23 protein-coding genes and 2 pseudogenes are annotated in these 23,916 nt (G+C 64.6%); 11 read left to right on the top strand and 14 right to left on the bottom strand.

Annotation, left to right across the window (positions count from 1 at the left end; genetic code table 11):
* Positions 1–127: 127 nt before the first annotated feature.
* Positions 128–484, top strand: coding sequence for a type II toxin-antitoxin system HicB family antitoxin (locus G6N50_RS09165; protein WP_083098614.1), 357 nt, complete (start codon positions 128–130; stop codon positions 482–484).
* A 12-nt stretch (positions 485–496) separates the two neighbouring features.
* Here the strand turns inward: G6N50_RS09165 and fdxA are convergent, their stop codons facing one another.
* Positions 497–823 carry a ferredoxin gene (gene fdxA / locus G6N50_RS09160; RefSeq protein ID WP_083098612.1) on the bottom strand — a complete coding sequence of 109 codons (327 nt, stop codon included), beginning with the start codon at positions 821–823 and terminating at the stop codon, positions 497–499.
* A gap of 288 nt (positions 824–1,111) precedes the next feature.
* On the opposite strand from fdxA, the pseudogene G6N50_RS09155 reads away from it, so the two are divergent.
* Positions 1,112–2,061 (top strand): annotated as a pseudogene (locus G6N50_RS09155) (LysR family transcriptional regulator).
* Here the strand turns inward: G6N50_RS09155 and G6N50_RS09150 are convergent.
* The 3 genes from G6N50_RS09150 to G6N50_RS09140 are packed head-to-tail and all read right to left on the bottom strand — an operon-like array spanning position 2,058 to position 5,183.
* Positions 2,058–2,774: a sirohydrochlorin chelatase gene (locus tag G6N50_RS09150; RefSeq protein WP_083098609.1), complete on the bottom strand. Its 717-nt coding sequence runs from the start codon at positions 2,772–2,774 to the stop codon at positions 2,058–2,060. The pseudogene G6N50_RS09155 and the gene G6N50_RS09150 overlap by 4 nt on opposite strands.
* A complete protein-coding gene (locus G6N50_RS09145) occupies positions 2,771–3,508 on the bottom strand; it encodes a phosphoadenylyl-sulfate reductase (protein WP_083098608.1) in 738 nt (245 codons plus the stop codon). The genes G6N50_RS09150 and G6N50_RS09145 overlap by 4 nt, the downstream gene beginning before the upstream one ends.
* A 7-nt stretch (positions 3,509–3,515) precedes the next feature.
* Complete coding sequence (locus G6N50_RS09140) at positions 3,516–5,183, bottom strand: nitrite/sulfite reductase (RefSeq protein ID WP_083098605.1); 1,668 nt, start codon at positions 5,181–5,183, stop codon at positions 3,516–3,518.
* Positions 5,184–5,480: 297 nt separating this feature from the next.
* Between G6N50_RS09140 and trxB the strand changes: the two genes are divergently transcribed.
* Positions 5,481–6,470, top strand: a complete 990-nt coding sequence (gene trxB, locus G6N50_RS09135) for a thioredoxin-disulfide reductase (RefSeq protein ID WP_232068918.1) — start codon at positions 5,481–5,483, stop codon at positions 6,468–6,470.
* Between the two features lie 5 nt (positions 6,471–6,475).
* Here the strand turns inward: trxB and G6N50_RS09130 are convergent, their stop codons facing one another.
* Together G6N50_RS09130 and G6N50_RS29305 are read right to left on the bottom strand one after the other, a co-directional pair.
* Positions 6,476–6,886 carry a nitroreductase family deazaflavin-dependent oxidoreductase gene (locus G6N50_RS09130; protein WP_083099280.1) on the bottom strand — a complete coding sequence of 137 codons (411 nt, stop codon included), beginning with the start codon at positions 6,884–6,886 and terminating at the stop codon, positions 6,476–6,478.
* Between the two features lie 15 nt (positions 6,887–6,901).
* A pseudogene (locus G6N50_RS29305) lies at positions 6,902–7,057 on the bottom strand (cytochrome P450); the annotation flags it as partial.
* Between the two features lie 96 nt (positions 7,058–7,153).
* Between G6N50_RS29305 and G6N50_RS09120 the strand changes: the two are divergent.
* Positions 7,154–7,972, top strand: a complete 819-nt coding sequence (locus tag G6N50_RS09120) for a 1-acyl-sn-glycerol-3-phosphate acyltransferase (protein ID WP_083099278.1) — start codon at positions 7,154–7,156, stop codon at positions 7,970–7,972.
* Here G6N50_RS09120 and G6N50_RS09115 read toward each other — a convergent pair.
* On the bottom strand, positions 7,969–9,354 hold the full coding sequence (locus tag G6N50_RS09115) for an FAD-binding oxidoreductase (protein WP_083099277.1): 1,386 nt from the start codon (positions 9,352–9,354) through the stop codon (positions 7,969–7,971). The two genes, G6N50_RS09120 and G6N50_RS09115, sit on opposite strands and share 4 nt — an antisense overlap.
* Positions 9,355–9,519: 165 nt before the next feature.
* On the opposite strand from G6N50_RS09115, the gene G6N50_RS09110 reads away from it, so the two are divergent.
* From G6N50_RS09110 to G6N50_RS09100, 3 genes are all read left to right on the top strand, one after another.
* On the top strand, positions 9,520–9,819 hold the full coding sequence (locus G6N50_RS09110) for a hypothetical protein (RefSeq protein ID WP_232068917.1): 300 nt from the start codon (positions 9,520–9,522) through the stop codon (positions 9,817–9,819).
* Positions 9,820–9,821: 2 nt separating this feature from the next.
* Positions 9,822–10,784: a hypothetical protein gene (locus G6N50_RS29300; RefSeq protein ID WP_232068916.1), complete on the top strand. Its 963-nt coding sequence runs from the start codon at positions 9,822–9,824 to the stop codon at positions 10,782–10,784.
* Between the two features lie 293 nt (positions 10,785–11,077).
* Positions 11,078–11,509: a hypothetical protein gene (locus G6N50_RS09100; RefSeq protein ID WP_083099276.1), complete on the top strand. Its 432-nt coding sequence runs from the start codon at positions 11,078–11,080 to the stop codon at positions 11,507–11,509.
* 33 nt (positions 11,510–11,542) lie between these two features.
* Here the strand turns inward: G6N50_RS09100 and G6N50_RS09095 are convergent, their stop codons facing one another.
* A complete protein-coding gene (locus tag G6N50_RS09095) occupies positions 11,543–11,728 on the bottom strand; it encodes a hypothetical protein (RefSeq protein ID WP_067834622.1) in 186 nt (61 codons plus the stop codon).
* A 373-nt stretch (positions 11,729–12,101) separates the two neighbouring features.
* Here G6N50_RS09095 and G6N50_RS09090 point away from each other — a divergent pair, with 373 nt between their 5' ends.
* A complete protein-coding gene (locus G6N50_RS09090; protein ID WP_083099275.1) occupies positions 12,102–13,577 on the top strand; it encodes a serine/threonine-protein kinase in 1,476 nt (491 codons plus the stop codon).
* A gap of 181 nt (positions 13,578–13,758) precedes the next feature.
* Here G6N50_RS09090 and G6N50_RS09085 read toward each other — a convergent pair whose 3' ends face one another.
* Together G6N50_RS09085 and G6N50_RS09080 are read right to left on the bottom strand one after the other, a co-directional pair.
* Positions 13,759–14,184 carry an SDR family NAD(P)-dependent oxidoreductase gene (locus G6N50_RS09085; RefSeq protein WP_083099273.1) on the bottom strand — a complete coding sequence of 142 codons (426 nt, stop codon included), beginning with the start codon at positions 14,182–14,184 and terminating at the stop codon, positions 13,759–13,761.
* Between the two features lie 28 nt (positions 14,185–14,212).
* Complete coding sequence (locus G6N50_RS09080; RefSeq protein ID WP_083099271.1) at positions 14,213–14,641, bottom strand: DUF1707 domain-containing protein; 429 nt, start codon at positions 14,639–14,641, stop codon at positions 14,213–14,215.
* Positions 14,642–14,710: 69 nt separating this feature from the next.
* Here G6N50_RS09080 and G6N50_RS09075 point away from each other — a divergent pair, with 69 nt between their 5' ends.
* Entirely contained in the window at positions 14,711–15,313 is a 603-nt protein-coding gene (locus G6N50_RS09075; protein ID WP_083099300.1) for a TetR/AcrR family transcriptional regulator, read from the top strand.
* 4 nt (positions 15,314–15,317) lie between these two features.
* On the opposite strand, the gene G6N50_RS09070 is transcribed toward G6N50_RS09075, so the two are convergent.
* Positions 15,318–16,586, bottom strand: coding sequence for a cytochrome P450 (locus G6N50_RS09070; protein ID WP_083099269.1), 1,269 nt, complete (start codon positions 16,584–16,586; stop codon positions 15,318–15,320).
* 157 nt (positions 16,587–16,743) lie between these two features.
* Between G6N50_RS09070 and G6N50_RS09065 the strand changes: the two genes are divergently transcribed.
* Positions 16,744–17,196: a VOC family protein gene (locus tag G6N50_RS09065; protein ID WP_083099298.1), complete on the top strand. Its 453-nt coding sequence runs from the start codon at positions 16,744–16,746 to the stop codon at positions 17,194–17,196.
* Between the two features lie 266 nt (positions 17,197–17,462).
* On the opposite strand, the gene G6N50_RS09060 is transcribed toward G6N50_RS09065, so the two are convergent.
* Positions 17,463–18,233, bottom strand: a complete 771-nt coding sequence (locus G6N50_RS09060; RefSeq protein ID WP_142275771.1) for a hypothetical protein — start codon at positions 18,231–18,233, stop codon at positions 17,463–17,465.
* A 184-nt stretch (positions 18,234–18,417) separates the two neighbouring features.
* On the opposite strand from G6N50_RS09060, the gene G6N50_RS09055 reads away from it, so the two are divergent.
* The gene (locus G6N50_RS09055) at positions 18,418–20,748 is read left to right on the top strand and encodes a DUF262 domain-containing protein (RefSeq protein ID WP_083099264.1); all 2,331 of its coding nucleotides are present in this window, start codon (positions 18,418–18,420) and stop codon (positions 20,746–20,748) included.
* 170 nt (positions 20,749–20,918) lie between these two features.
* Here the strand turns inward: G6N50_RS09055 and G6N50_RS09050 are convergent, their stop codons facing one another.
* Both G6N50_RS09050 and G6N50_RS09045 read right to left on the bottom strand, forming a co-directional pair.
* A complete protein-coding gene (locus G6N50_RS09050; RefSeq protein ID WP_083099261.1) occupies positions 20,919–22,190 on the bottom strand; it encodes a hypothetical protein in 1,272 nt (423 codons plus the stop codon).
* Between the two features lie 37 nt (positions 22,191–22,227).
* Entirely contained in the window at positions 22,228–23,898 is a 1,671-nt protein-coding gene (locus tag G6N50_RS09045; protein WP_232068915.1) for a serine/threonine-protein kinase, read from the bottom strand.
* Positions 23,899–23,916 lie beyond the last annotated feature (18 nt).

Genomic DNA, 23,916 nt, shown 5'->3' with positions numbered 1-23,916 from the left:
CACCGTCGTCGGCCCCGGCGGTGGGGTAGCGCCGAACCCGGCCGCCGCCCCGTCGTCAGTCCCGGCGCGCCTCTCCCTGGGGATAAGTGACTCGCGAAACCGCTAGCGCCCGTGCTATCAACCCGGCGTGAACCACTACACGTACCGCGCCGCGTGGTCGCCGTACCACGGCCAATACGTCGGCTCCTGCCTCGAATTGCCGTTCATGCGGCGAGAAGCGCCGACGGCACAAGAGGCCGTCGAGGCAATCGAGACGGCCGTCGACCGGCACGTCGAAATCATGCTAAACACCGGCGAAACACCCCCGACCCCAATGGCCGACCGCAACTACAGCGGCACGCTCGTCGTCAGGACATCCCCGGAGCTGCACAGCCGCCTCGCCATAGAGGCGGCCGAGCAAGGGGTTTCGATGAACCAGTGGGTGGTGCAGAAGCTGTCGGGACGACGGCCAAGCGATACGTTCGGGCTCTCCGGGTTCGACTAGCGACCCGGGAGGCTAGGACGCCTCTGCTCTGCTCTCCAGCTCTTTCACCCGGGCGGGGTCGTTCTCGGTCAGCCCGACCTTCGACGCGCCACCGGGCGACCCCAGTTCGGTGAAGAAATCGGCGTTGATCTGCAAGTATTGGCTGTGCTCGTCGGGCAGATCGTCTTCGTAGTAGATGGACTCGACCGGGCATACCGGCTCGCAGGCGCCGCAGTCGACGCACTCGTCGGGGTGGATGTAGAGCATCCGGGCGCCCTCGTAGATGCAGTCGACAGGGCATTCCTCGATGCACGCCTTGTCTTTGATGTCGACACAGGGCTCGGCGATCACGTAGGCCACGGGTGTTGTCCTTCCTTCTGGCGAGCGGGTCAGCCGGGTGCAAGCCGTCAATTCACGGTCTGGCTGGCTAATTTAGCGCGACGGCGTACGCGCGGGCTACCGGCCTCTTGGTTGAAGCGTTGGGCGGCCCGCAAAAGCGCGAGGCCCAGGCTGCCTGGTCTGAACCTGGTCGGCTGCGCGGTCCATGTGTCCCATCGTTCCGGCCGGGGCGCGGCGTGAGTAGAGGTTTGGCGTTGTGGTGTCACAAGCTATAGTTGTGTCACACGATTTGATTGTGAGCTGCCGCCCATGCCACTTAGCCCTCGGCTGCCCGAACTCGCCGCGTTCGAGGCATTTTTGGCGATCGCCGAGACCGGCAGCCTCGGCCGGGCCGCGCGCGAACTCGGGCTGACCCAGCAGGCGATATCCCGCCGGCTCGCCACCATGGAGGCCCAGATCGGCGTTACCCTGGCCGTCCGCACGACGCGCGGCTCCCAACTGACGCCCGCGGGCCTGATCGTCGCGGATTGGGCGACCCGGCTGCTCGACGTCGCGGGCGAAATCGATGCGGGCCTGGGTTCGCTGCGCAAAGAAGGCCGCGAACGCATCAGGGTGGCGGCCAGCCAAACGATCTCCGAACAACTCATGCCGCACTGGCTGCTGTCCCTGCAGAACGAGGCGACGCGGCGCGGCGACAACGCGCCTCAGGTGATTCTGACCGCCACCAACAGCGAACACGCCATCGCCTCGGTCCGTGACGGTAGCGCCGATCTTGGGTTCGTCGAAAACCCGGGTACACCAAAGGGTTTGGGTAGCTGTGTGGTGGGGGGAGACGAGCTGGTGATCGTGGTCCCGCCCAACCACAAGTGGGCGCGACGGTCGCGGGTGGTGACCGCGCGCGAACTCGCGCAGACACCGCTGGTGGCCCGCGAACCCCATTCGGGCATCCGCGATTCGCTGACGGTGGCGTTGCGCAAGGTGCTCGGCGAGGAGATGCAACAGGCCGCGCCCGTGCTGGAATTGACCTCCGCGGCGGCGATGCGCGCCGCCGTGCTCGCCGGCGCGGGCCCGGCGACCATGAGCCGACTCGCGGTGGCCGACGACCTGGCGGTCGGCCGTCTGCACGCGGTGCACATCCCGAAGTTGGACCTGCGCCGCAAGTTTCGGGCCATCTGGATCGGCGGGCGCACCCGCCGGCCGGAGCGATCCGCGACTTGCTCAGCCACATCATCAGCCGCAGCGCGGCATCGAAAAGCTAGGCCGCGGCGTCGTCGGCGATCGCCTCGTCGTAGCGATCGAGCACGGTCTCGGCCACCAGCCGGTGCGCGCCCAGCGGGGCCGCCATCGGAATGTCGTTGTCGCGGGCGAAGTTTGACACGCCGTCGGTGATCAGGCCCGGCGCCAAGAACCAGGGTGCGATCACGAGCCGGCGCGCGCCGCGGCGGCGCAACAGCTCGGCGCCGCGGGCCACCGAGGCTTCGGGCCGGGTGGCGAATGCCATTGTGGTACCGGCCCACTGGGTGCCGGCGGCCAGCCGGGCCGCCACCTTCGCGGTGCGCGCATTGGCGGCGAGGTTGGACGAACCGATCGCCACCACCATCACCCCGAGACCGTCGTCGAGCGGGGAAACCCCTACCTCGACAAGGCCTTCGCGCAGCACCGACACCAGCCGCTCGTCTTCACCGAGCACGGCGGCTTGGCGGATGCCGTGGGCGCGGGCCTCGGCGATCTGCTTGGGGATGTCCAGGCGCGCGTGGTAGGCGCTGGCCAGCAGTAGCGGGGCGACCACCGCGCGGCGGCTGTCCGGCAACCCGGCCAGCACGTCGCCGAAGTTCGGGGTGTTGAGCTCGAGGAACGCCAGCCGCACGTCGAGGCCGGGCCGCATCATCGCCAGCCGCTCGGCCACGGCGTGGGCGTTGGCGCCCGACCGGGGGTCGCGGCTGCCGTGCGCGGTGAGGACGAGGGTGCTCATGAGGCGTGTAACCCGCATTCGACCTTGTTTCGTCCCCGCCAGCGTCCGCTGCGTGGGTCTTCGCCCTCGGCCGGCTTGACGGTGCACGGGGCGCAGCCGATCGACGGGTAGCCCTCGTCGACGAGCGGGTTGACCAGCACGTGGTGCTGCTCGATGTAGGCGTCGACGTCTTCGTCGGTCCAGGCCGCGATCGGGTTGACCTTCACCACCTTGAACGAGTCGTCGAAGCTGATCAGCGGGGCGTTGGCGCGGGTGGGCGCCTCGACCCGGCGCAGCCCGCTGACCCAGGCCGCGTATCCGCGCAGCGCCCGGCGCAGGGGCACGACCTTGCGCAGCCGGCAGCATTCGTTGGGGTCGCGGGCGAACAGGTCCTTGCCCAGCTGCTCGTCTTGCTCGGCCACGGTGTGCTCGGGCTCGACGTTGAGCAGGTGGATGTCGTAGACGGAGTCGACCGCGTCGCGGGTGCCGATGGTTTCGGCGAAGTGATAGCCGGTGTCCAGGAATAGCACGGGCACTCCCGGGTGCACGTCGGCCGCCAGCGAAACCATCACCGCGTCCTGCATGTTGCAGGCCACCACGAACTTGCAGTTGGCTCCGTCGCGGGGTCCGTCGGTGCCGCCGAAATGTTCGTCAGTCCAACGCAATACGTCGACTGCGCTGGCGCCTTCCATCTCTGACGCGCCGCGCGCGGCCAGCTCGCGCAGCTGTTCTTCGGTGAAATTCATCGCCACCATGTCGGCCTCAGCGCAATTCGTCTTCGTCGGCGCGCAGCGCCCAGGAAGCGAAAGTCTCACCGTCCTGGCGGCCGTCGAGGTATTTGCGCGTCACCCGGTCGATGTAGTCGCCCAGTTCGGCGCTGGTGACCTTGTGCTGGCGCAGCTTTCGGCCAAAGCCGCTCTGCTCGCCCAGGCCGCCGCCGAGGTGAACCTGGAAGCCCTCGACCGAATTACCCTCGCCGTCGTCGATCCACTGTCCCTTGAAACCGATGTCGGCCACCTGAATTCGCGCGCACGAGTTCGGGCATCCGTTGAGGTGCACGCTGATCGGCAGGTTGAGCCTGGAATCGACGTCGGCCAGGCGCTGTTCCAGCTCGGGCACCAACGTCTGCGCGCGAACCCGGGTTTCGGCGAACGACAGCTTGCAGTACTCGATTCCGGTGCACGCCATGGTGTTCTTGCGCCACGACGAGGGCCGCGACGGCAGGCCCAGCGCCTCCAGACCCGCGACCAGTTCGTCGACCTTGTCGTCGGGAACGTCGAGAATGACCAGCTTCTGGAACGGGGTCCACCGCGCTCGGTCGGAGCCGGCCTTCTCCATCAGGTCGGCCACCGCCGACAGGGTGCTGCCCGACACGCGCCCGACGATCGGGGCGACGCCGACGGCGTTGAGGCCGTTCTTGATCCTCTGCACCCCGACGTGGTCGATGGTGTGCTTGACCGGCGCGGGCGCCGGTCCATCGATCAACCGGCGGTTGAGGTATTCGTTCTCGAGAACCTCGCGGAATTTCTCCACGCCCCAGTCCTTGACCAGGAACTTCAGCCGGGCCTTGGCGCGCAGCCGGCGGTAGCCGTAGTCGCGGAAGAGCTGGGTGACGCCCTCCCAGACGTCGGCGACCTCGTCCAGCGGAACCCACACGCCGAGCCGCTGGGCCAGCATCGGGTTGGTCGACAGGCCGCCACCCACCCACAGGTCCAGGCCGGGCCCGTGTTCGGGGTGGATGACGCCGACGAACGCGACGTCATGCGTCTCGTGCGAGACGTCTTGCAAACCGGAGACCGCGGTCTTGTACTTGCGCGGCAGGTTGGCGTACTCGGGATTGTTCAGCGAGCGCCGGACGATCTCGTCGATCGCGGGCGACGGGTCGAGCACCTCGTCGAGCGAATCGCCGGCCAGCGGCGAACCGTGGATGCCGCGCGGGCAGTCACCGCAGGCCTCGGTGGTCTGCAGTCCCACCGAATCGAGCCGCCGCCAGATCTCGGGGACGTCCTCGATGCGAATCCAGTGCAGCTGCAGGTTTTCCCGGTCGCTGATGTCGGCGGTGTCGCGGGCGAATTCGGTGGAAATCTGGCCCAGGGTGCGCATCGTGTGCGCGGTCATGGCCTTGCCGTCCGAACGGACCCGCATCATGAAGTACTTGGCTTCGATCTTGTCGGTGTTCTCGTCGCCGGTCCAGCTGCCGTCGTAGCCCTGCTCGCGCTGCGTGTAGAGGCCCATCCAGCGGAACCGCCCGCGCAGATCGTCCTTGGCGATGCTGTCGAAGCCCTCTTTGGCGTAGACGTTGATGATGCGGTCGCGCACGTTCAGCGGCGCGTCGTCGGTCTTGAACTGCTCGGCGTGGTTGAGCGGTTCGCGATCGCCCAGTGCCCACTGACCGTCGTTGCGGGTCTTGGCGGGACGTGCGGTGGTCATGTGGCTTCTCATTCCTCGCGGCGGCGCAGAGCGGGCTTAGAGCGGACCGTCATGCGGCCTCAGGGCGGGCTGGCGGGCCGCGGCATCGCGATGATGTTGGGTCTGTAGGCACCCGTAAGTTCGTCGTTGGACCCACGGGTCGCGATTTCCATAGTGCCCCCCTGACGGGGGCGTCAGTAGAGGTCGGGATGTTGTGAGGGCACAACCGGCCGTTGTGTGCGCGGGTTCACGTTTCCGCCTTGCCGGCCAGAAGGATTGGACGCGGCACTTTTGGGATTCGCAGTAGTGTGGCCGGTTATGAGTTCCACCGACATCCACGACGTGATCGTTATTGGTTCGGGTCCTGCTGGGTATACCGCGGCGTTGTATACGGCGCGGGCGCAGTTGGCGCCGGTGGTGTTTGAGGGGACGTCGTTTGGTGGGGCGTTGATGACGACCACCGAGGTGGAGAATTTCCCGGGTTTTCGTGATGGGATCACGGGTCCGGAGTTGATGGATCAGATGCGTGAGCAGGCGTTGCGTTTTGGTGCGGATCTGCGGATGGAAGACGTCGAGTCGGTGTCGCTGCAGGGTCGGGTCAAGACGGTGACCACGTCTGAGGGCCAGACGCATCGGGCGCGGTCGGTGATCTTGGCGATGGGGCGGCGGCGCGCTATTTGGGGTGCCCGGGGAGCAGGAGTTGCTGGGCCGCGGGTGAGCTCGTGTGCGACCTGTGATGGGTTCTTTTTTAGGGATCAAGACATCGCGGTGATCGGTGGTGGGGACTCGGCGATGGAGGAGGCCACCTTTTTGACCCGCTTTGCCCGCAGCGTGACGCTGGTGCATCGGCGGGAGGAGTTTCGCGCCAGCCGGATCATGCTGGAACGCGCGAAGGCCAGTGACAAGATCACCATCGTGACGAACAAGGCCGTGGAGGCCGTTGAGGGTGAGCAGACGGTGACGGGGTTGCGGCTGCGCGACACCGTCAGCGGTGAGGTGTCCACGTTGGCGGTCACCGGGGTGTTCGTGGCGATCGGGCATGACCCGCGTTCGGAGTTGGTGCGCGAGGTGCTCGAGACCGACCCTGAGGGCTATGTGCTGGTGCGCGGGCACACCACGGCCACCTCGATCGATGGGGTGTTCGCCGCCGGGGACCTGGTGGATCGCACTTACCGGCAGGCCGTCACCGCCGCCGGCAGCGGCTGCTCGGCCGCCATCGACGCCGAACGCTGGCTCGCCGACCACGAAGAAACCGAGGTCGATGCCTCCCTCACACCGGCGATCGGCCGAGAGTCGTTGCCTAGCTGAGGTTCTCAGGCCACGTCGGCGACCAGGACGCCCATCCGGCGTAGACCCAGACGCGCGACGAACGGCAGCCCGTCGCCCTCGGCGCCGGTGGGCAGCACCCGCAGGTTGCTGATGTGCACGTCGCGGTTGCGCATCTCTAGATCCGCCTCGCCGGCGGCCAGCAGGTTCTTGACCCAGTCGGTCTTGCCGTGGCCCAACAGGATTGCGACGACGTCGCCTTTACGGTAGGCGTTCACTACGGTGCGATAGGGCTTGCCCAATTTGCGGCCGCGATGGTTGACCACCACGAACGTCGGCAGAAAGCGGGCCACCCGGCGCATAACCGGGTTCATGTATTTCATCTGCAGCCGGTCGATCCAGGCGGGAAACAGCATTGGCAGGCCCGGGGCGCTGTTGGGATGATCCTTGGGGGACATGACGACTCCTGAGCTTTAGACGGGCAGTGTGGCGCAAGTCGTTCTGCGGTGGCCGAGTTGGGCCGGCAGCCAAGTGTATCCGTGCAAGTTGATCAGACCGCGCCGCTGCGGGGGAGCGGTGAGGCGCAGATCGGGGAAGCTTTCGAAGAGTGCCCGCAGCGCGGTCGCGCCAAATGTGTCGCCGGGAGGCGGGCAAAAGCGTCCGTCATCGACGGCACCGCGGCGTAGCATCAGCTTCCTCAGGGATCGGTGAGCTGGCAAAGGCGCATGAGCGACACACGCAAAGACCTGACCGACGTCGACAAGTGGGACCGCGGTCTGACTGAGCATGTCGTCGGTCTCACCCGGCCGATCGTGAAGCAATATTTCCGTTCCGAGGTTCGCGGCCTGGACAACCTTCCGGAGGGCGCATCCCTGGTGGTGGGCAATCATTCTGGCGGCATACTCACGTTCGACCTGTCGGTGTTCGCCGTCGCCTATTACGACACCTTCGGGTACGACCGCCCGCTGTATGCGCTTGGCTTCGACACACTTTTTTTCGGACCGGCGGCCGAGTTTTTCCGGCGGACCGGGGTGATCCGGGCGACGCGCGAGAACGCCGCCAAGGCGCTGGCCGCCGGTGCCGTCGTGTTGGATTTCCCGGGCGGTGACTACGACGTCTACCGACCGACCCTGCGGGAGAACGTCATCGACTTCGAAGGCCGAACCGGCTACATCACCACGGCCATGGAGGCCGGCGTTCCGATCGTTCCTGCCGTCTCCATCGGCGGGCAGGAAGAACAACTGTTTCTGACCCGGGGCAAATGGCTGTCGCGGGCCCTCGGGCTCACCAAATTCGAGCGAAAGTTCCTCCGCACCAACATCTTGCCGATAACGATCGGATTCCCGTTCGGGCTGAGCGTCCTCGCGCCGGTCAACCTGCCGCTGCCCACCAAGATCGTCACCGAGGTGCTGCCGCCGATCAACCTGGCCGCCAAGATCGGTGAGGCTGCCGACATCAAGAAACTCGATGCCCACGTGCGCGGGGTCATGCAAAAGGGGCTCAAGGCCCTGGCCGCTCAGCGCCGCTTCCCTATCATCGGCTAGGAGTCTGGTGCCGCTAAGGCGACGTCCGGGTTGAGGATGCCGACCGGGTCGAAGCCCGCCTTGATGCGGCGCATCAGGTCAACCTTGACCGGGTCCTCGAGCTCGATGAAATACGGGGCCTTAGCGCGACCGAGGCCGTGTTCGCCGGAGATCGCACCACCCAATTCCATTGCCAGCGCGAAGATGTCGGTCAACAACTTCTTTCGTATCCCGGGGTCGGGGCAGAAGATGGCCAGGTGCACATTGCCGTCACCGGCGTGACCGCAGCCCGCCGCGGCAGCGCCGGCCGCCGCGGCCAGACCCCTTGCGCCGGAAAGGAACTTCGGCATCGCGCCGCGCGGCACGACGGTGTCGATGAGGTCGTCGGCGTTGAGCGCCTTGAGCGTCCAAAACGCCTTCTCGCGCGCCTCGATCAGCTTGCGCGCCGAGCCGCCCTCGAGCACGTAGGCGTCCACCGCACCCAGCTCGGCGAGCAGTTCTCCAGTCTTCTCGACGTCCTCGTCCAGCCGGTCCGCGGTCCGATTCTCAAGGGCCACAACCAGATACGCCTGACAGCTGTCGCGGACGGCGTCCGGCACGCCGAGCTCGAGGTTCTGGGTGTGGACGAGCGCGGCCATCGTCACGTTGTCGATGTACTCCAGGATGTAGGGCGCCAGGCCGCTGGCGAGGATCTTGGGCACCGCCTCCATCACCTGGTCGAAGTCGGTGAACGGGGCGAGCACGGTGGCGCTGTGGTCGAGGCGCGGATGCAGCTTGACGATCACCTCGGTGGCCAGGGCCAGGGTGCCTTCGGAGCCGACGATGAGCTGGGTCAGGTCGTAGCCGGTGGAGACCTTGGCGATCTTGCCGCCGGTGCGGATGAGCTCGCCGGTGGGCAGCGCCGCCTGCAGACCGAGCACGTTGTTGCGGGCGATGCCGTACTTGACCGCGCGCATGCCGCCGGCGTTGGTGCCGACGTTGCCGCCGACGCTGGAGGACAGCTCGCCGGGGTGCACCATGTACCGCAGCCCGGTGCCGGCGGTCGCGTCGTCCAGCGCGGTGAGCGTCACCCCGGGTTGGACGACGGCGACCTGGTTGGTGACGTCGACCTCCAGCACGGCGTTCATGCGTTCGAAGGAGATCAGCAGCCCGTCCGCTCGCGGAATGGCCGCGCCCGACAAGCCGGTTCCCGAGCCGCGGGCCGTCACCGGCACCTGGTTTTCCGTGGCGGCCTCGAGCAGTTGCGCGACCTCTTCGGCGGTCGCGGGCTTGGCCAGGTACGCCGGTTTCTGCGGCGGCTTGGTCAGCACCTCGTCGTGCGAATAGTCCTCGGAAATGGCGTCGCCCGTGAGCAAGTTGTGCTCGCCGACGATCTGCGCGAACCGCGCCGTCATGTCGGTCATCGAAGGCCTCACCTTCTTATCCACGGTGCGAGACAAGAGCTGTGAACCATTTTTACTCTTCATCCAATGGCGGGTAATCGCCACATTCGGTGGATCGACGTGGCGGGGTATCTGGGGCGTCTCAGTGAGTGGCAAGCGCGTGACGTGCAGCCTACGCTTCCGCTTGTGCGGCAAACGATGCGTGTGGATGGCGCGGGCATCCAAGCCATGGCGGCCCGCTGGGGTGCCTTGGTGGACGGTCTAAACCACACGGCCGTGCCGACGGGGCTGGGGTTGGCGTGTCAGCTGAGCGCGGCCGCCGTCAACGGCGCCCACATTGACGTCACGGCATTCACCGCGGGGATGGCCGCACAGGTGGGTGCACGCGCCACCAGTGTCGGCCAAGCCGATACGCGTTATACCGCCAACGAAGTTGAATCGACCACCGACCTGGCTACGATGACTCAGTCGGTGACCAGCGTGTAGCCATGGCCGCGGTTGCAGAACTTCCTGGCCTGTCGGCGCTGTTGGCCTGGCCCACAGACCATCTCACGGAGGCGGCCGCTCACTGGGAGATCGTGGGCGAGCGTAGTTATGGGGTGGCCCACCAGGTTTGGCGAGACGCTGCGTCGGTCGATTGGCACGGCGAAGCCTCCGACGCGTTGCGTAGCGCGACCCATGCCGACCTGCAAACAGCGAGCGCAGCAGTCGACCAATTACGGGCGGCAGCCCGCGTCGCGCGCAGCGGCGCCTCGGATCTGTATGCGGCCCGCTCCCGAGTCCGCTACACCGTAGAGGATGCGCGCAATGCGGGATTCGCAGTGGGTGAAGATCTTTCGGTCACCGACCGGACGGGCGGGCAAATCAGGCGCGCAGCGGGCCGCGCGGCAAGCTGTAGACAGGCCTTCGCCGGTGACCTTCGTCAACGTGCAGCGCAGCTGGTCGGCCTGGATCAACAAGTGGCCGGCAAGATCACCGCCGCCGTAGCTGGAATCCGCGATACATTCCCGCCAAACCCCGCCCCTGCCGCGCCTCTGCCGGCGCGTAACGGCCGTATCCAAGCTGTGGACCGCACCTGGAAACAAGATGGTGGGAACGGCGAAGCTAATCCCGGGCCCACCGGGGACGATATCCGCGGGGGACTTGGGAAACTGCCTGTCGGCGATCGACTAGACGTCAAGGAAGTGCGTTCTGCACAAGACCTGGAGAATCTGTGGAAGTGGGCCAAACAACACGGTGTCGAAATGCCGAATGGGTACGGCGACCCCAGCAAAGGGACTCGAACCGGCTACCCGACGGCACGACGATCGGGCAGCGCTGGACCGCCGAGTCCGACGGAAAGCCGGTCCTTGACATCAATAGCCCCGACCAAGGCGGCTATACCAAAGTTCACATCAACCCGCGAGGTGGCGTACCGGAAATACCGGCGCCCGCCGCACCGCGGGCCGTAGGCCCGCCAGCGTCCGGGCAACCTGCTGTCGCTCCCCAAGCGCCGGTGCGTGCGCCAGTCGAAGCGCCGCCGCCGGTTAAACCCGCCCCCGGCGCGGTAGAAGGTGGTGGCGCGTTGCCAGGTTTCGGAGGGCTGCCTCCCAATTCACCTGCTACAGGCCCTCATCCCATCCACATTCCGCACACCTTGGACCACAAATGGCCGCTACTAGGTGAGATCCCCGAAGAATTCGAAGGTCCACAAGAATGAAGACCGAAGCTGATCAAGCTACCAAATGCGACACCGGAGAAAACGATGACTCAACCCGATGAGCAGCATCTAGAAAACGACAAGCCGGGGACTGACGCCAAAGAGTTCCTGCGCAACGAATTGCTGCTCGATGGGCTGGCAATGTGTGTCCCGATGGCGCAGGTCACGTCCGTCACCAAACGCAACCACCTCGCTGATACCGTTGTGGCTGAACAAAATCTGGTGCTGCGCACAATCCGGTCGTTGCTTGAGGATGGGCTGATGAAGATCGGAGACATACTCGGCGCTTCCGACGAACGAGTGGTGCCTTGGGATCTTTCGATCGACGACGCGATGGATCGCGTCCACGACCTTTTTGTCGGCCACTACGACGAACCCACGCTGTGGGATTTGACGATCTGGCTTCAACTGACACCTGAGGGTGAACGCCTAGCCGAGTCGTTGAAGAGTCAGACGACAACTGAACCGCCGGTCTAGCCGCTGGGCGGCCGGGGTGTCCAGCGCGAGTGTTCAGCCCGTTCGGCGCAACCGTAGAACGTCGTGTACGACGCAACCCACTTGATCGGCGGCCTCAATGGCCGACAACGCCGGGTTGAGCAGGATCTGCATCTCTTCCGCAGTGAATGTTGGTTCGACGTCCCAGGGCGCTTCATCCCACCCGGCGTCACTGAAGCCGGAAAATAGTTCGTCACGCATAACTAAGCCTCTTGAAAGATGGAGTAAGAGTGGATAATTCGCCGGCTGAGAGCAGAGACGATCCATGACCGGCACTTGGTGGGGCTGCGTCGCCCAACGGAATCGACTACTGCGTCAATAATACCGGTGCCACCCGCAAACCGCGCGCCGTCATACCGTCGGGACTGGGATGGCGCGTTGCCGCTAGGGTAGGGGCGGCGCGGTTTCGCGCAGGCCGGTGCTGTTCGTCATGCGAGTGGTAGCCGGTCGGCGAACAATAGCGGCCATCAGCGGCGTCCCGGAGTAGCGACACGCGTGAGGCTCCGCACGTTATGTCGTCGCCCGATTCGGGAACCCGCGGGCTGGACTGTCTTACGCAAGGAAGGATTGCCCATTGACCTCCTCGTCCCGCAGTTCGCGGCTCGGTACCCGGTTCGGGCCGTACGAGCTGCGATCACTGATCGGCACCGGGGGGATGGGCGAGGTCTACCGCGCGTACGACACGGTTAAGGACCGGATGGTCGCGCTCAAGCTATTACGTGGCGAGACGGCCGCGGACCCTGGCTTCCAGCAACGTCTTTGGCGTGAGTGCCGCAAGGTGACGGGGCTACGGGACCCGCATGTCATCCCGCTGCATGACTTCGGCGAGATCGACGGGGTGCCCTTCATCGACATGCACCTGGTCGACGACGGGGGCAGCCTCAAGGACCTGCTGCGCGAGCAGGGCGCACTGGAGCCATCGCGTGCGGCATCGATCACCGCGCAGGTGGCGCGTGCCCTGGACGCCGCGCACGCCGCCGGGCTGGTGCACCTCGACGTCAAGCCCGAGAACATCCTGCTCACCCACGACCACTTCACCTATCTGGCCGACTTCGGGATCGCCCAGGCCGCCGGCGACGACAATCTGTCGCGCACCTATATGGCGCCCGAGCGATTCACCACCGGACGCGTCGGGCCGCAGACCGACATCTACTCGCTGACGTGCGTGCTGTATGAGTGCCTCACCGGCCAGCCGCCGTTCGACAGCGAGGACGCGGGGGAGCTGAAGCGCGCGCACATGTTGGCTCCGGCGCCCCGGCCCAGCATCATGCGCCGCGGCGTCGGCCGGGAGTACGACGACATCATCACCCAGGGCATGGCCAAGCAGCGCGCCGCGCGATTCGGTTCCGCGGGCGAACTCGCCCGGGCCGCCAGCGAGGCGGTGTTCGCCGCATACGAGCCGGTGGGCGTCGCGGCCGGCCGCAGCGGACCGCCGAAGACGCGCCCGCTGCCGGTGCTCGCTCCCGTCGAACCCGACGAGCCCCGTGACGCCCCCGAGCCGCCCCCCGTCTCCGGGGGCCCGCGGCGCTGGCCGGCGATCGGCACCACACCGCTCGTGGTGACCGCCGTCGCGGTGGTGATGCTGATCGCCGGGTTGGTGCTGTCGGTGAATCTGGTTGGCGGCACTCATCACAACGCGTCACGGCCGTCCCAGACGGTGAAGGCGGCGGCACCCCCGGCCCCGACCACCCCGCCGCCACCGCTGACGCCGACGCTGTCACGGCCGGTGAAGGGCGCCGACGGGTTGGGGTTCGTCGGCGAGACGGCCCGCTGCGATCCGGGCAATCCGCCGGCCGCGGTGGTGCGCACCGCGAAGTCGCTGGCGGTGGTGTGCCAAAACCTCAGCGGGAGTTACTACTACCGCGGCGAGCGGATCCGCGACGGCGCCCACATCGAGCTCTCCAACGCTGAGCGGGCCGAGGACGGATTCGACGTCACCAATCCGGTCGACGGCGTGGTCTACGAGGTACGTCCGTACCGGCTGCGGATCATCAGCTTCGGGCACGTCGATTCGTCGGAACCCGTGCTGCAGTTCGCCACTGCGTCGTAAGCGCAACGGGCCCAATATCTTTCAGTTCACATCGGACCCATGTGTCACATGCGTAACGGTGTGCCGACCATTAGACGACTCACGAACCTGCTAGCGGATGTGATAGCGCCTTCGAAAGTCGCTTATCGGTCCGGCACCGGCACGTCGCGCTCGTAACGCGGCGCTGCAGTTCGCTAATGCATCACCGGGCCGCAGCATCCGCCCGCTCATGAGGGCCGAGAGCCAACCGGGTCCGAGCCGTCCGCCCGTTGTCATCACCTTGTTGCGCCATCCGGGGACGACCACCGCGCGGCCCCGGTCCAGGCCGCGCAGCCCGGCGGCCGTCGATGTCGGCGAAGGGGCCGTAGGTGCCGAATCCGGCGTTGTTGACCAGCACGTCGATCGTCCGGCCGTTCAGACGAGCGATCAGCTCCTCGACGCCGCCGTCGGCGCCGAGGTCGCTGACGACCAGTTCGACCTGAGTGCTGCTTCCGATCCGCCGCTTGACCTGCTCGAGCCGGGCCTGATCACGCCCGGCCAGCACCAACGGGTGGCCGCGCTGCGCCAGTTGCTCGGCGAAGATTGCGCCCAGCCCAGAGCTGGCGCCGGTGACTACTGCCGTGTTCATGGCTGCTCCTGACGAAAAGTGTTGATTGCTAACGGCTTTGCTTGAGTTGCGATATCGACATCGCGTGGCTGACGAGCCCGGTTCCCGCGCCCAGGATGGGCCAGATCGGCCAGAAGTAGGTGGCGTCGGTCGTCAGGGCGACGGCTGCCCAGACGGTGAGCACGATGACGACCATGGCGAGGTACGCGGCGAGGTGCGCGCGCACGCCCCGTCGGGCCGCGGCCACGCGAGCGGCGCGCCGGCGGGGGTCGTGACGCCGGATGCGGTCGAGCGGCAGGCCGGCGAGCAGTTCGCGCAGTTCCTGGGCGGTGTGCGTCTGGAAGACGCTTTGCAGCCGTCGGTCGTACTCGTCGATCTGCAGGTAGCCCTGGGCGAGCGCCTGGCCGAGTAGGTCGGCCGTCGTCTCCCGGTCGCGGGTGCCGGCGAGTGTGGATGTGGTTTCAAGCAGATTCGTCATGTCGTCTCCTTGGTCGCCGATGTGAATAGCGTTAACATAGACCCCAATGTTAATGTCGTCAACATGTCAGTGCAGCGGTCGACCGTCAGGCGGCGGGAGAGCTATCACCATGGCGATCTCAAGCGCGCGCTGACCAGCGCCGCGCTCTCGTTGGTGGCCGAGCAGGGGCCGAAGGGGTTCACCCTCACCGAGGCGGCCCGGCGCGCCGGGGTCAGCGCCGCGGCGCCGTACCGGCATTTCGCCGACAAGGCCGAGCTGCTGGCCGCCGTCGCCGAACAGGGATTCCACGAATTGCACACCGACCTCGCCGCGGCGGCCGATCGCGTATCGGATCCCCGGGAGCGGGTGATGGAGCTCGGCCGTGTCTATGTGCGGTGGGCGGTTGCCCATCCCGATCACTATCAGGTGATGTTCGGGGCGGAGTCGCTGAAGGCGGAGCAGCCGGGCGTGGCGGTGGCCGGCTTGGAGGCGTTCGGCGACTTACTCGACGCGATCACCCGATGCCAGGAGGCGGGCATCGCCGGGGGTCAGGATCCTCGCGAGATCGCCGGCCCGCTGTGGTCGCTGGTGCACGGCGTCGCCTCGCTGGCCATCGGTGGCCACCTGCAGGCCGTCGGCATCGACCAGGCTCCCGACGACTTGGTGACGGGTGTTGTGGCTCAAGTGCTTTGAGCGATCACCACGGCCGTGACGTTACCCGGCTGGCTGCGGGGGTGAAGGTGACCGGGAGCTTACCCAGCCCGGTCATGCTCGGATTGCCCAGGTATTGGTGGACGTTGGCGACGTCGACCTCGTAGTCGGGGATGCGGTCGAGGACGGCCTTGACCAGCACGCCGGACATCAGCCGCGCCAGGTGCGATCCGATGCAGCGGTGCGGCCCCAGCCCGAAGGCGACGTGGCGGTTGGGTGCACGGTCGAGGATGACCTCGTCGGGCCGGTCGAACTCGTTTTCGTCGTGGTTGGCGGACAGCCAGCTGATGACGACTTTGTCGTTTTTGCGTAGGTGCTGGCCGGCGAGGACGATGTCGTGAGTGACTGTGCGGCTGAGGGTTTGGTTGACCGAGAAGTAGCGCAGGAATTCGTCGGTGGCGGTGCGGTACAGCTCGGGGTGGTCGATGAGCTGCTGCCGGATGTCGGGGTGCGTGCCCAGATGCAGCAGGGTCAGCGCGGTCTGGGAGGTGGTGGTGTCGACGCCGCCGCCGATGAGGTTCCACAGGATGTTGAGCAGCTGTTCGTCGGTGAGGCGCCGACCGTCGAATTCGAATTGCAGGAGGAAGCTGGTCAGGTCGTCCTTCGGGTTGCTGCGTCGGGCCGTCGCGAACTCGATCACTTCTTGCATCATGGCGGGCACTTTGGCGATCGCGGTGGCGTACTCGTCGCTGTCCTGGGAGACGGCCATGACGGAGTGAAAGAGGTTGGCGTACAGGTGCCAGTTGTCGTAGGGCAGGCCCATCAGCTTCATGGTCAGGATGGCCGGGACCGGGCTGGCGTAGTCGAGCACCAGGTCCATCTGTCCGTCGTTCATTTTTCGGTCGAGGAACCAGTGGGTGGATTGCTCCATGAATGGCTTGAGTTTCTCGACGGCGCCGGGGGAGAAGAACGGGGCCAGCGCGTGCCGTAGGGCTTGGTGGTAGGGGCCGTCGACCTCGCCGATGCCCAGGGCCGGTTGGCCGTCGGGGCGCGGGACGCCCATCTCGCCCTGATAGTCGACGCCGTCTGCGGCGTTGGGCTCGTACTTGTGGGCGAAAGTGCCGCCGTCGCGGGCGGTTTGACTCACAGCGTCGTAGCTGCTGAGGAACCAGAACCCGCCGTAGTTCTCGTTCCACGCCACCGGACATCGCTGCCGCAAGTCGGCGTTGACGGCCAGCTCGTTGAGGTTGAACGCGTCGGAATGATGGTCGAAGTCAACGATCGCGTCGGCGCTGACGTTCGGACGTGTGGCCATCGAAAAGCCCTCCAAGCAAAGCGGTCTGCTTATTTGGCGGTGGCGGTCGCTTATTGCGTTATCTTTGCATTATTACGCGTTTGAGCTGCGTGGCGGAAGCGGCTTCGAGGTCGCTCGGCATGGCCGCGGAGGCTCGATTTGCTGCGGAAAGGTTGTCATGACGAGCCATCGGACGGTTTTCAATCATGTTGGGTTATGCGTCACGGATCGCGAGCGGTCCCGCCGCTTCTACGAGGGCTTGCTGGGGTTCCAGTTCTGGTGGGAGCTTGATCCACCCGACGGCCCAACCTCCCAGCTGGTGGGGCTGCCCGAGCCGCTCGGGGTGCATGCGACGTATCTAGTGCGGGATGGGTTCGTTCTCGAATTGATGGACTACTCGCAGCGGCACGTGCACGCCGGCTCGGAGCGGGTGATGGATCAGATCGGGCTGACGCACATCTCGTTCTCGGTATCGGATCTTCCCGGTGTGTTGGCTCAGGTGGCGGAGTTCGGGGGTGCGGTGGTCGACGGGACCGTGGGTGAGGCGATGGCGATGATTCGGGATCCGGATGGGCAGTTGTTGGAGTTGCTTTCGGATGGGTGGTTGAAGGCGTTGCCGGCGAGGCCGTAGCGCGGGTTCCGTCGACAGATCGGTTATTGATTTCGCGTGCGATAGGTTGAGGCCCAGGCAGTAGAGGGGAACTTGTGCCGGGTCTGCTGCACGGATTGGTGACACCTTGACCCATTCGTGCAGCAGACCCGGTAGTTGAGTTCCCCGCTCACTAGAACTTGATGACTGTGCGCAAAAGCAGGATTGGCCAGATCGCTGACATCGGCCATGCTCAAGGGAGAACGCGACAATCTGCCAGCCGCACCCCGGTTGGCGGATGTTGAGTTCTAACGAGCATCCGATAGGGATTCGGATGTGGGTAGCCGTTGCTCGCCTAACGCGCCGAAGATTTGATTGATCACTCCACGCACTTCAGCGATGAACACGCCCTCTCGATCTAGACCGATCGCTTCAGCCATCGGCCAGGTCCTCTGAATCTGGACGCTCGGGCGGATGTGGAACTGGCGTTTGGGCGACTGTTCGTTTATCCAAACGTCGAGGCTCGCTAGGTCGGCGTCATCTGCGTAAGCACGTTGCACGAGCCACTCGCGGAAGCTGGGGTCTGCCAGCTGGTCGCGGGTTCGGCCGCCGGCTCGTCCGTCATGCAGATCGTCGATCCATTGCCGCAGGTATGCCGGGCCGGGCAGATACCTCGGGGGGTACCACCTCTGCTGTGGGCTAGCAAACCGATATGCGAGGTGAAAATTGGGGTGGACTTCCCAGCCGGCAGCGTGGGTGAGCGCGATGAGTGCTTCCACAGCCTTCGGATCGGAGTACACGCGCCTGTACTGGGGTTGTAGCTCGCCAGGCCACATAGCCAGACACACATCCCCGCTGTCGACCCACATACAGACACGTTCCACCGTGACGAACTGCTGGCTTGGAAACCTGACACCAGCCCCAGGCGCCAAAGCCCGTCCCGACGGGAAGATTTGCCCGCCGGGGTACAGCTGGCCAGAGACCCCGGTGGCTTTCTCCAGGATGATTCGGAGCCGGTGAAGAAGGCAGTCGTCATCGCCACCGCAACATTCGAGGTCGGGTAACTGCGAGTAGCTCATGTAGGTAGCCTCCGCAAAGTCGGATAGCCAATCGGTTGCGGCCGGAAACGCAGATACCGTCGGCCTATCTTGTGATGAGACTTGCGCCATTCGCCAGCGACCTGCTCTAACCTCAGAATCAACGCATCCAACGAGAGCGAGACCGGCTCTGACTTGAGTGCCATGAGCTAGACCAGGGGGAGGAATGGAAGCACATCCGCGCAGTCCACGCGAGCTATTTGAAGGCAAGGAGCATTACGAGATCCCGGCTTTCCAGCGCCCTTACGTCTGGAATGAGGAAGATCAATGGGCACCTTTGTGGGACGACGTCGCTCGGGTTGCCCACAGCTATGTCGTCGCCAAGGAAGCAGGCATCGAACCGAAGATCGCACAGCATTTCCTGGGTGCCGTGGTCTACGAGACGAAGCCACCTGTCGCCGGTGATGTGACGCACCATGAGGTCATCGACGGCCAGCAGCGAATGACCACCTTGCAATTACTGCTCGACGCAGCCCGTCGAGCGATTGAGGAGCGTGGATATGAGCTGCTCGCCGAGGCGCTGGAGGACCTGATCCGCAATAAGTCGAAGGCGTTCGCCGGCACACGTAAGCGGTTCAAGCTCTGGCCGTCGCAAGCGGACCGGTCGGCTTTTGCCTTCGTGATGGATCCGGAAGGTAGCTGGCATGGGGAGCACCGAATCCTCGAGGCGCACGCCTTTTTTCTACAGGAAGTAGAGCGTTGGCTGATCGGAAAACCCGATGACGATGGTGCGGTTCCGCCTGGTACAGAGCAGCTGCGAGCGGAGGCGCTCGGCTCGACGTTGCAGGATCGCCTGACCCTCGTGGCAATAGATCTGTCCGGACATGATGACGCGCAGCTCATCTTCGAGACACTGAACGATCGCGGGACCCCTCTACTCAAAGCGGACCTCATCAAAAATTGGGTCTTCCGGAGAGGTGAAGCCATTGGCGCCGACGTCGAAAAGTGGTCGGTTATCTATTGGGCTGATTTCGATGACGTCTGGTGGCGGGAAGAGATCAAGCAGGGCCGTCAAGTTCGGCCGCGTGTCGACATCTTTCTGCAGTACTGGCTCACTATGCGATCACAGGATGAAGTCAAGGGTGAACACACATTTCGCGTGTTCACCGAGTATGCGGCACGGGACATGGACTCCGTGACCACAGCCAACGCCCTGCTGGGTGAACTGCGGAACGATGCCGAGACGTATCGAAATTTCGCGCAGCTCGACGAGACCACCACCGAAGGCCGGTTCTACTCACGTGTCGTCGAGACCATGGAGCTCGCCGCTGTCACACCTGTGTTTTTGTGGCTCCTGTCGGAGAACCACGGCGTACCGAAAACCCAGATCCGAGTTGGACTGGAAGCTATTGAAAGCTGGGTTATCCGTCGTACTTTGCTCCGCGCCACCACCAAGGATGTCAATAAGTTCATGGTCGCGATCCTCAAGGCGCTCGACCGTGTCAGCGCAGAGAAGGCCGGCCTCGAGATCCGTCGCTATCTCTCCGAACAGACCGCGGAAACACGAGTGTGGCCAAGCGATGCGGAGCTGGTCACGTTCCTACCGACGGCCAAGCTGTACGGCAATATTCGGCAAGGCCGCCTGCGCGTGGTGCTCGGCGCCGTGGAGCAGCACCTGCGCAGCAAGAGCCAGATGTATGAAGCGGTGCAGCTACCGACGGGGTTGGAAATCGAGCACGTAATGCCCCGTGGCTGGCGCACGCATTGGAACACCGATCCCCCGATGTCGCCGGAGGATGCGGCGGCGCGAGACAAGAACGTGAACACGATCGGGAATCTCACTCTGGTCACCAAGTCTCTCAACATCTCGCTTTCGAATCGCCCGTGGACTGACTCCGAGGCGGTGGGGCTTAAAGAGGGAGGTAAGCCCGGCATGGGCAAGCGGAGTCTGTTGGACGAATTCAGCCTGCTTGTGCTGAACAAAGAGGTCATCAAAAACGGTGAATCATGGACTGATGCAGACATCTTTGCCCGTTCTAAGTACATCGCGAATGCGATTTGCGAAGTATGGCCTGGTCCGACGTCTTACTCGAACACGGGCGATGATGACAGGCGGCCGATAGCGGATGGCGCCGACAAACGCGATGGCAGGTATGACGTCGAAGACTCGTCGGCCACGGCGTCTTCATCCGAGGCGCTACCGAACGAAGCGGTCGAAACCACTGACGTCGATCAACTCACCTCGGATGGAGATCTCCTTCGTGACTTCAACAAAGCAATGTTGGACGTCTACGTCCGGGCCAAGCGCGAAGCAGGCTATACAGCGACCTATTACCTGGAGATGCTGCATCGGGACGGCGGGCTCGAAACCGCGCGCCGGCTTCTTGCCAGCCACTCTGTATCGGATGGCTTTACTGCTCTTTGGGGTAAGAACCGCCTTGACCTGACTGTCGAAAACGTCGTATTAGAGCCGGAATTTCGCTCACTCTTCAGCGAAGACGAGCTGGCGACTGCCAGGCGCCGTCTGGCTGACTACGGCTTCCGTCCCGACTTGTGAACGCCTACTGCCGCACTCGACGGATGGTCGATTGTCTGCAGGTATGGCAAACGTTAAGCGCCCGAGCGTCCGCGCAGGCAACTTTCTCATCGCATAATCCCGCTTCGCCTACCTTTGTTGAAGAGCACTTCCTTCCACGTCTCCACTGCAGTGCTCGAGTTGGAGCATCGTCATTCGACAGACTCATTGGTGCTCTTTGGATTTAGTGATTCTCCAGGGTGGTCCACCGTCGACGAGTCGGCAAGACGTGCACCGAATTGGGCAAGTCCTTGGCCTGCGGCCTGAAGTATGCGGCCAGTGGAAGTCCTGGCGGCGTCGACGGCCGCGCTAGCAGCATCCAAGAACTTCGGAATGTTGAAGTCCTCCCAGGCTTCGACTTGGTGGCGGCGGGCTTTCGCGAAGCGGTCGAGCTCCTCGCCAAGCGCCGAGCGCTGCTTGACCAACACCCGCACCGATTTGAATCGAATGCCTTCAATAGCTTCTGGCTTAGCGAACCGGTCGAGCGCTTCCTTAGCGTTTCGGTAGATGTCAGCGTCTTCGCGAAGCTGAAGGGCGATAAGCTCACGAGCCTCATCGATCGCTCGTAGCAGTTGTTCTGGTTGTGTTGATTCGATGCGGGCAAGATTGAGGCGCTGCCATTTGTACAGTGATTCTTCGGCGACTACCAAGAGGCTCAGGGTTTCACCAAGCCGGTTGTCGTTGATTGCATTTCGCAGTCTCTCGGCCCGGTCGTGCACAGGCAAGAGTGGCTCAAAAGACGCGAGAATGCGCCTGACATGGTCGCGTAGTTGCTCGACGGTGACGTTGAGCGTTGGCCCAAGGCCGGCCACAGAATCCCAATACGCATCGGGCAGTGACCCATACCGTTCCAGGGAATCAACCATCCGTGAAATCGTCAGGTGATTGCCGAGAACGTCACCGGCCCGGCTTGCTTTAGCGAGTTCGAGGACCGACTCGACTTTGCCCTCTACCCGCCGAACGGCCTCTTCCACCTGAGCAATCGCCGACTTCAACGCCAGCTGTACGGCGACCATTTGTGCCGACATCATCGCCTCTGGGCCCAGTGCTGCCGGTCGCCACTGAAGTTGCGCAAGGAACTGACCATCGTCGCCCCGTGTCATCATGCGAAAGAACCCGTCGGTTCCCGGAACTCGACGGCCGTTCTTCAACGCTTCGATGCTGCCGGGATGCAGTTGGACGTACCTACCCGAGTCAAGGAATATTGACGCCAGCCCAGCGGCCACCCCCGTCACATTTCCGATCGTCGTGGCATCGATCTCAGCGACGTGTATGGCTCGCCCGGCGGCCGCCCGAAGCTGCGTCAGATAGGACTCGACCGCGGCAGGATCGCCGCCGACGAGAAGACCCTCGTCGTGGTAGGAAACAACGATCTGGTCGTTGTTAGTGCCCGCCAGAGATTTCGAAACATCACCGCTGCTCATAACACACCCCCGTGGTTCCTCCTATCAAGCCATTGAATCAGTTGTATGCCGTACTCCCCGGTTCGCGGTGCGTCGTGCTGACGAGCTTGGCGGCGCAGTGGCCGCGGTCGAATCCTTGGTATCGGCACCACGCCAGCGCCCCCGCGGAGTCGGGGAACCTGATCCCGGCGATGGTGACCCAGAAGTCCGGCGCCGAGAACGTTGACCAGTCGCCCGACCAGAGCAGTCTCACATCGGGGTAGCGCTGCCTGAGCTGCAGGTGTTCCTGCAGCGTCGAAGCGTTGTCCCAGACCATGCCGTCGTCGTGGACACCGGGGCGCTTCGAGCTGAGTTGGGGAACCCACCAGTCGGCGAGTTGGCTGTACACGAATGACCGGTCGTCATTGGCGATCTGGCGCAGTTGCATTACCGGGTCCAGCGTGGCGGGCGGCACGGGCGACGGCGGTGCGGCGGTGACGGTCGTGGGCACCTGAAGTGTCACGGTGGAGGGAACCTGGGCGGGCTGCGTCGGGTACTGCTGTGTCGCCGGTGACGACGGTTCCTGATAGTTCGTCGCGCCGCCGGGTGGGGCAGCTTCCGTGGGCGGCGAGGGCTGCGGGCTGGAACTTCGAGTGACAACGAGGCCGACGCCCACACCCACACCCACCACTAGCAACGCCACTGCAATTGCGATTGCGGCCACAAGTGCCAGGTGCCGTGAGCTTCGGTCCTGTGCCTCAGTCGCGACGGTGGGAGTTACCGGGGGAGGGGCGTTTTGGGCCTCAAAGGTCTCGTTGCTGAGCACGGGCGGAGGCTCGTTCAAGAGGTTGAACCGTGTTGTCGCCGCGGCATCCGCAGTACTAGGTACAGCCCCAGGTGCGGGGGCAGGCGCGGGAGCAGGTGCCGCGTGCGGCTCCGAAAGGGCGCGCTTCGCGGCGCGTCCCAATGCTCCGGCGCTGCCATACCGGTCGTCGGGGTGCTTCGCCATGCCGCGTGCGATGACTTCGTCAAATGACCGAGGAACGAATGTATTGACGTCGCTGGGCCGGGGAGGGGGTGTGAGCGTGTGCGCCTTGACGGCTTGCTGTGCAGTGCGGACTGGAAACGGTATGGCGCCCGTAAGCATCTGGTAGAGCACACATGCCAGCGAGTACACGTCTGCGGCAGGCGCGGCGTCATCGTCGTCGAATCGTTCCGGAGCCATGTATTCGAAACTGCCGATGTGGTAGCCCACATTCGTCAGTTGTGACTCCCCAGCGGCCGCGGCGATCCCGAAGTCCAGCAGATAGGCGAAATCATCCGGCGTAATGAGGATGTTCTGCGGCTTGACGTCGCGATGGATGAGCCCCAATGCGTGGGCGGCGTCTAGCGCCGACGCGACCTGCCCGACGATGTCCGCGGCGCGTTGCGGTTCGAGGGCGCCCTTCTGCAAAAGGTCGTGGAGCGTCTCGCCCTTGACCAGTCGCATGTCGATGTACAGGTTGCCGTCGATCTCGCCCCAGTCGTGGATCGGGACGACGTGTGGTTCCTCGAGCGTGGCCGCGACCCGGCACTCCCGTAGGAACCGCATACGAAACTCTTCATCGTGGGCGTACCGATCGGTGAGGACCTTCAACGCGACGGTCCGGCCCTTAGCGGCGTCGTAAGCCGCATAGACCTCACCCATGCCGCCCTCGCCGAGCAGCCGTTTGATTTCGTATTTGCCGAACTTGCTGCCGACGAGCGACACGGCACCCCCCTTCGTTCC

This window comes from Mycobacterium mantenii (assembly GCF_010731775.1).
Taxonomy (GTDB): Bacteria; Actinomycetota; Actinomycetes; order Mycobacteriales; family Mycobacteriaceae; genus Mycobacterium; species Mycobacterium mantenii.
This window is presented reverse-complemented; position numbering and strand designations above follow the sequence as displayed.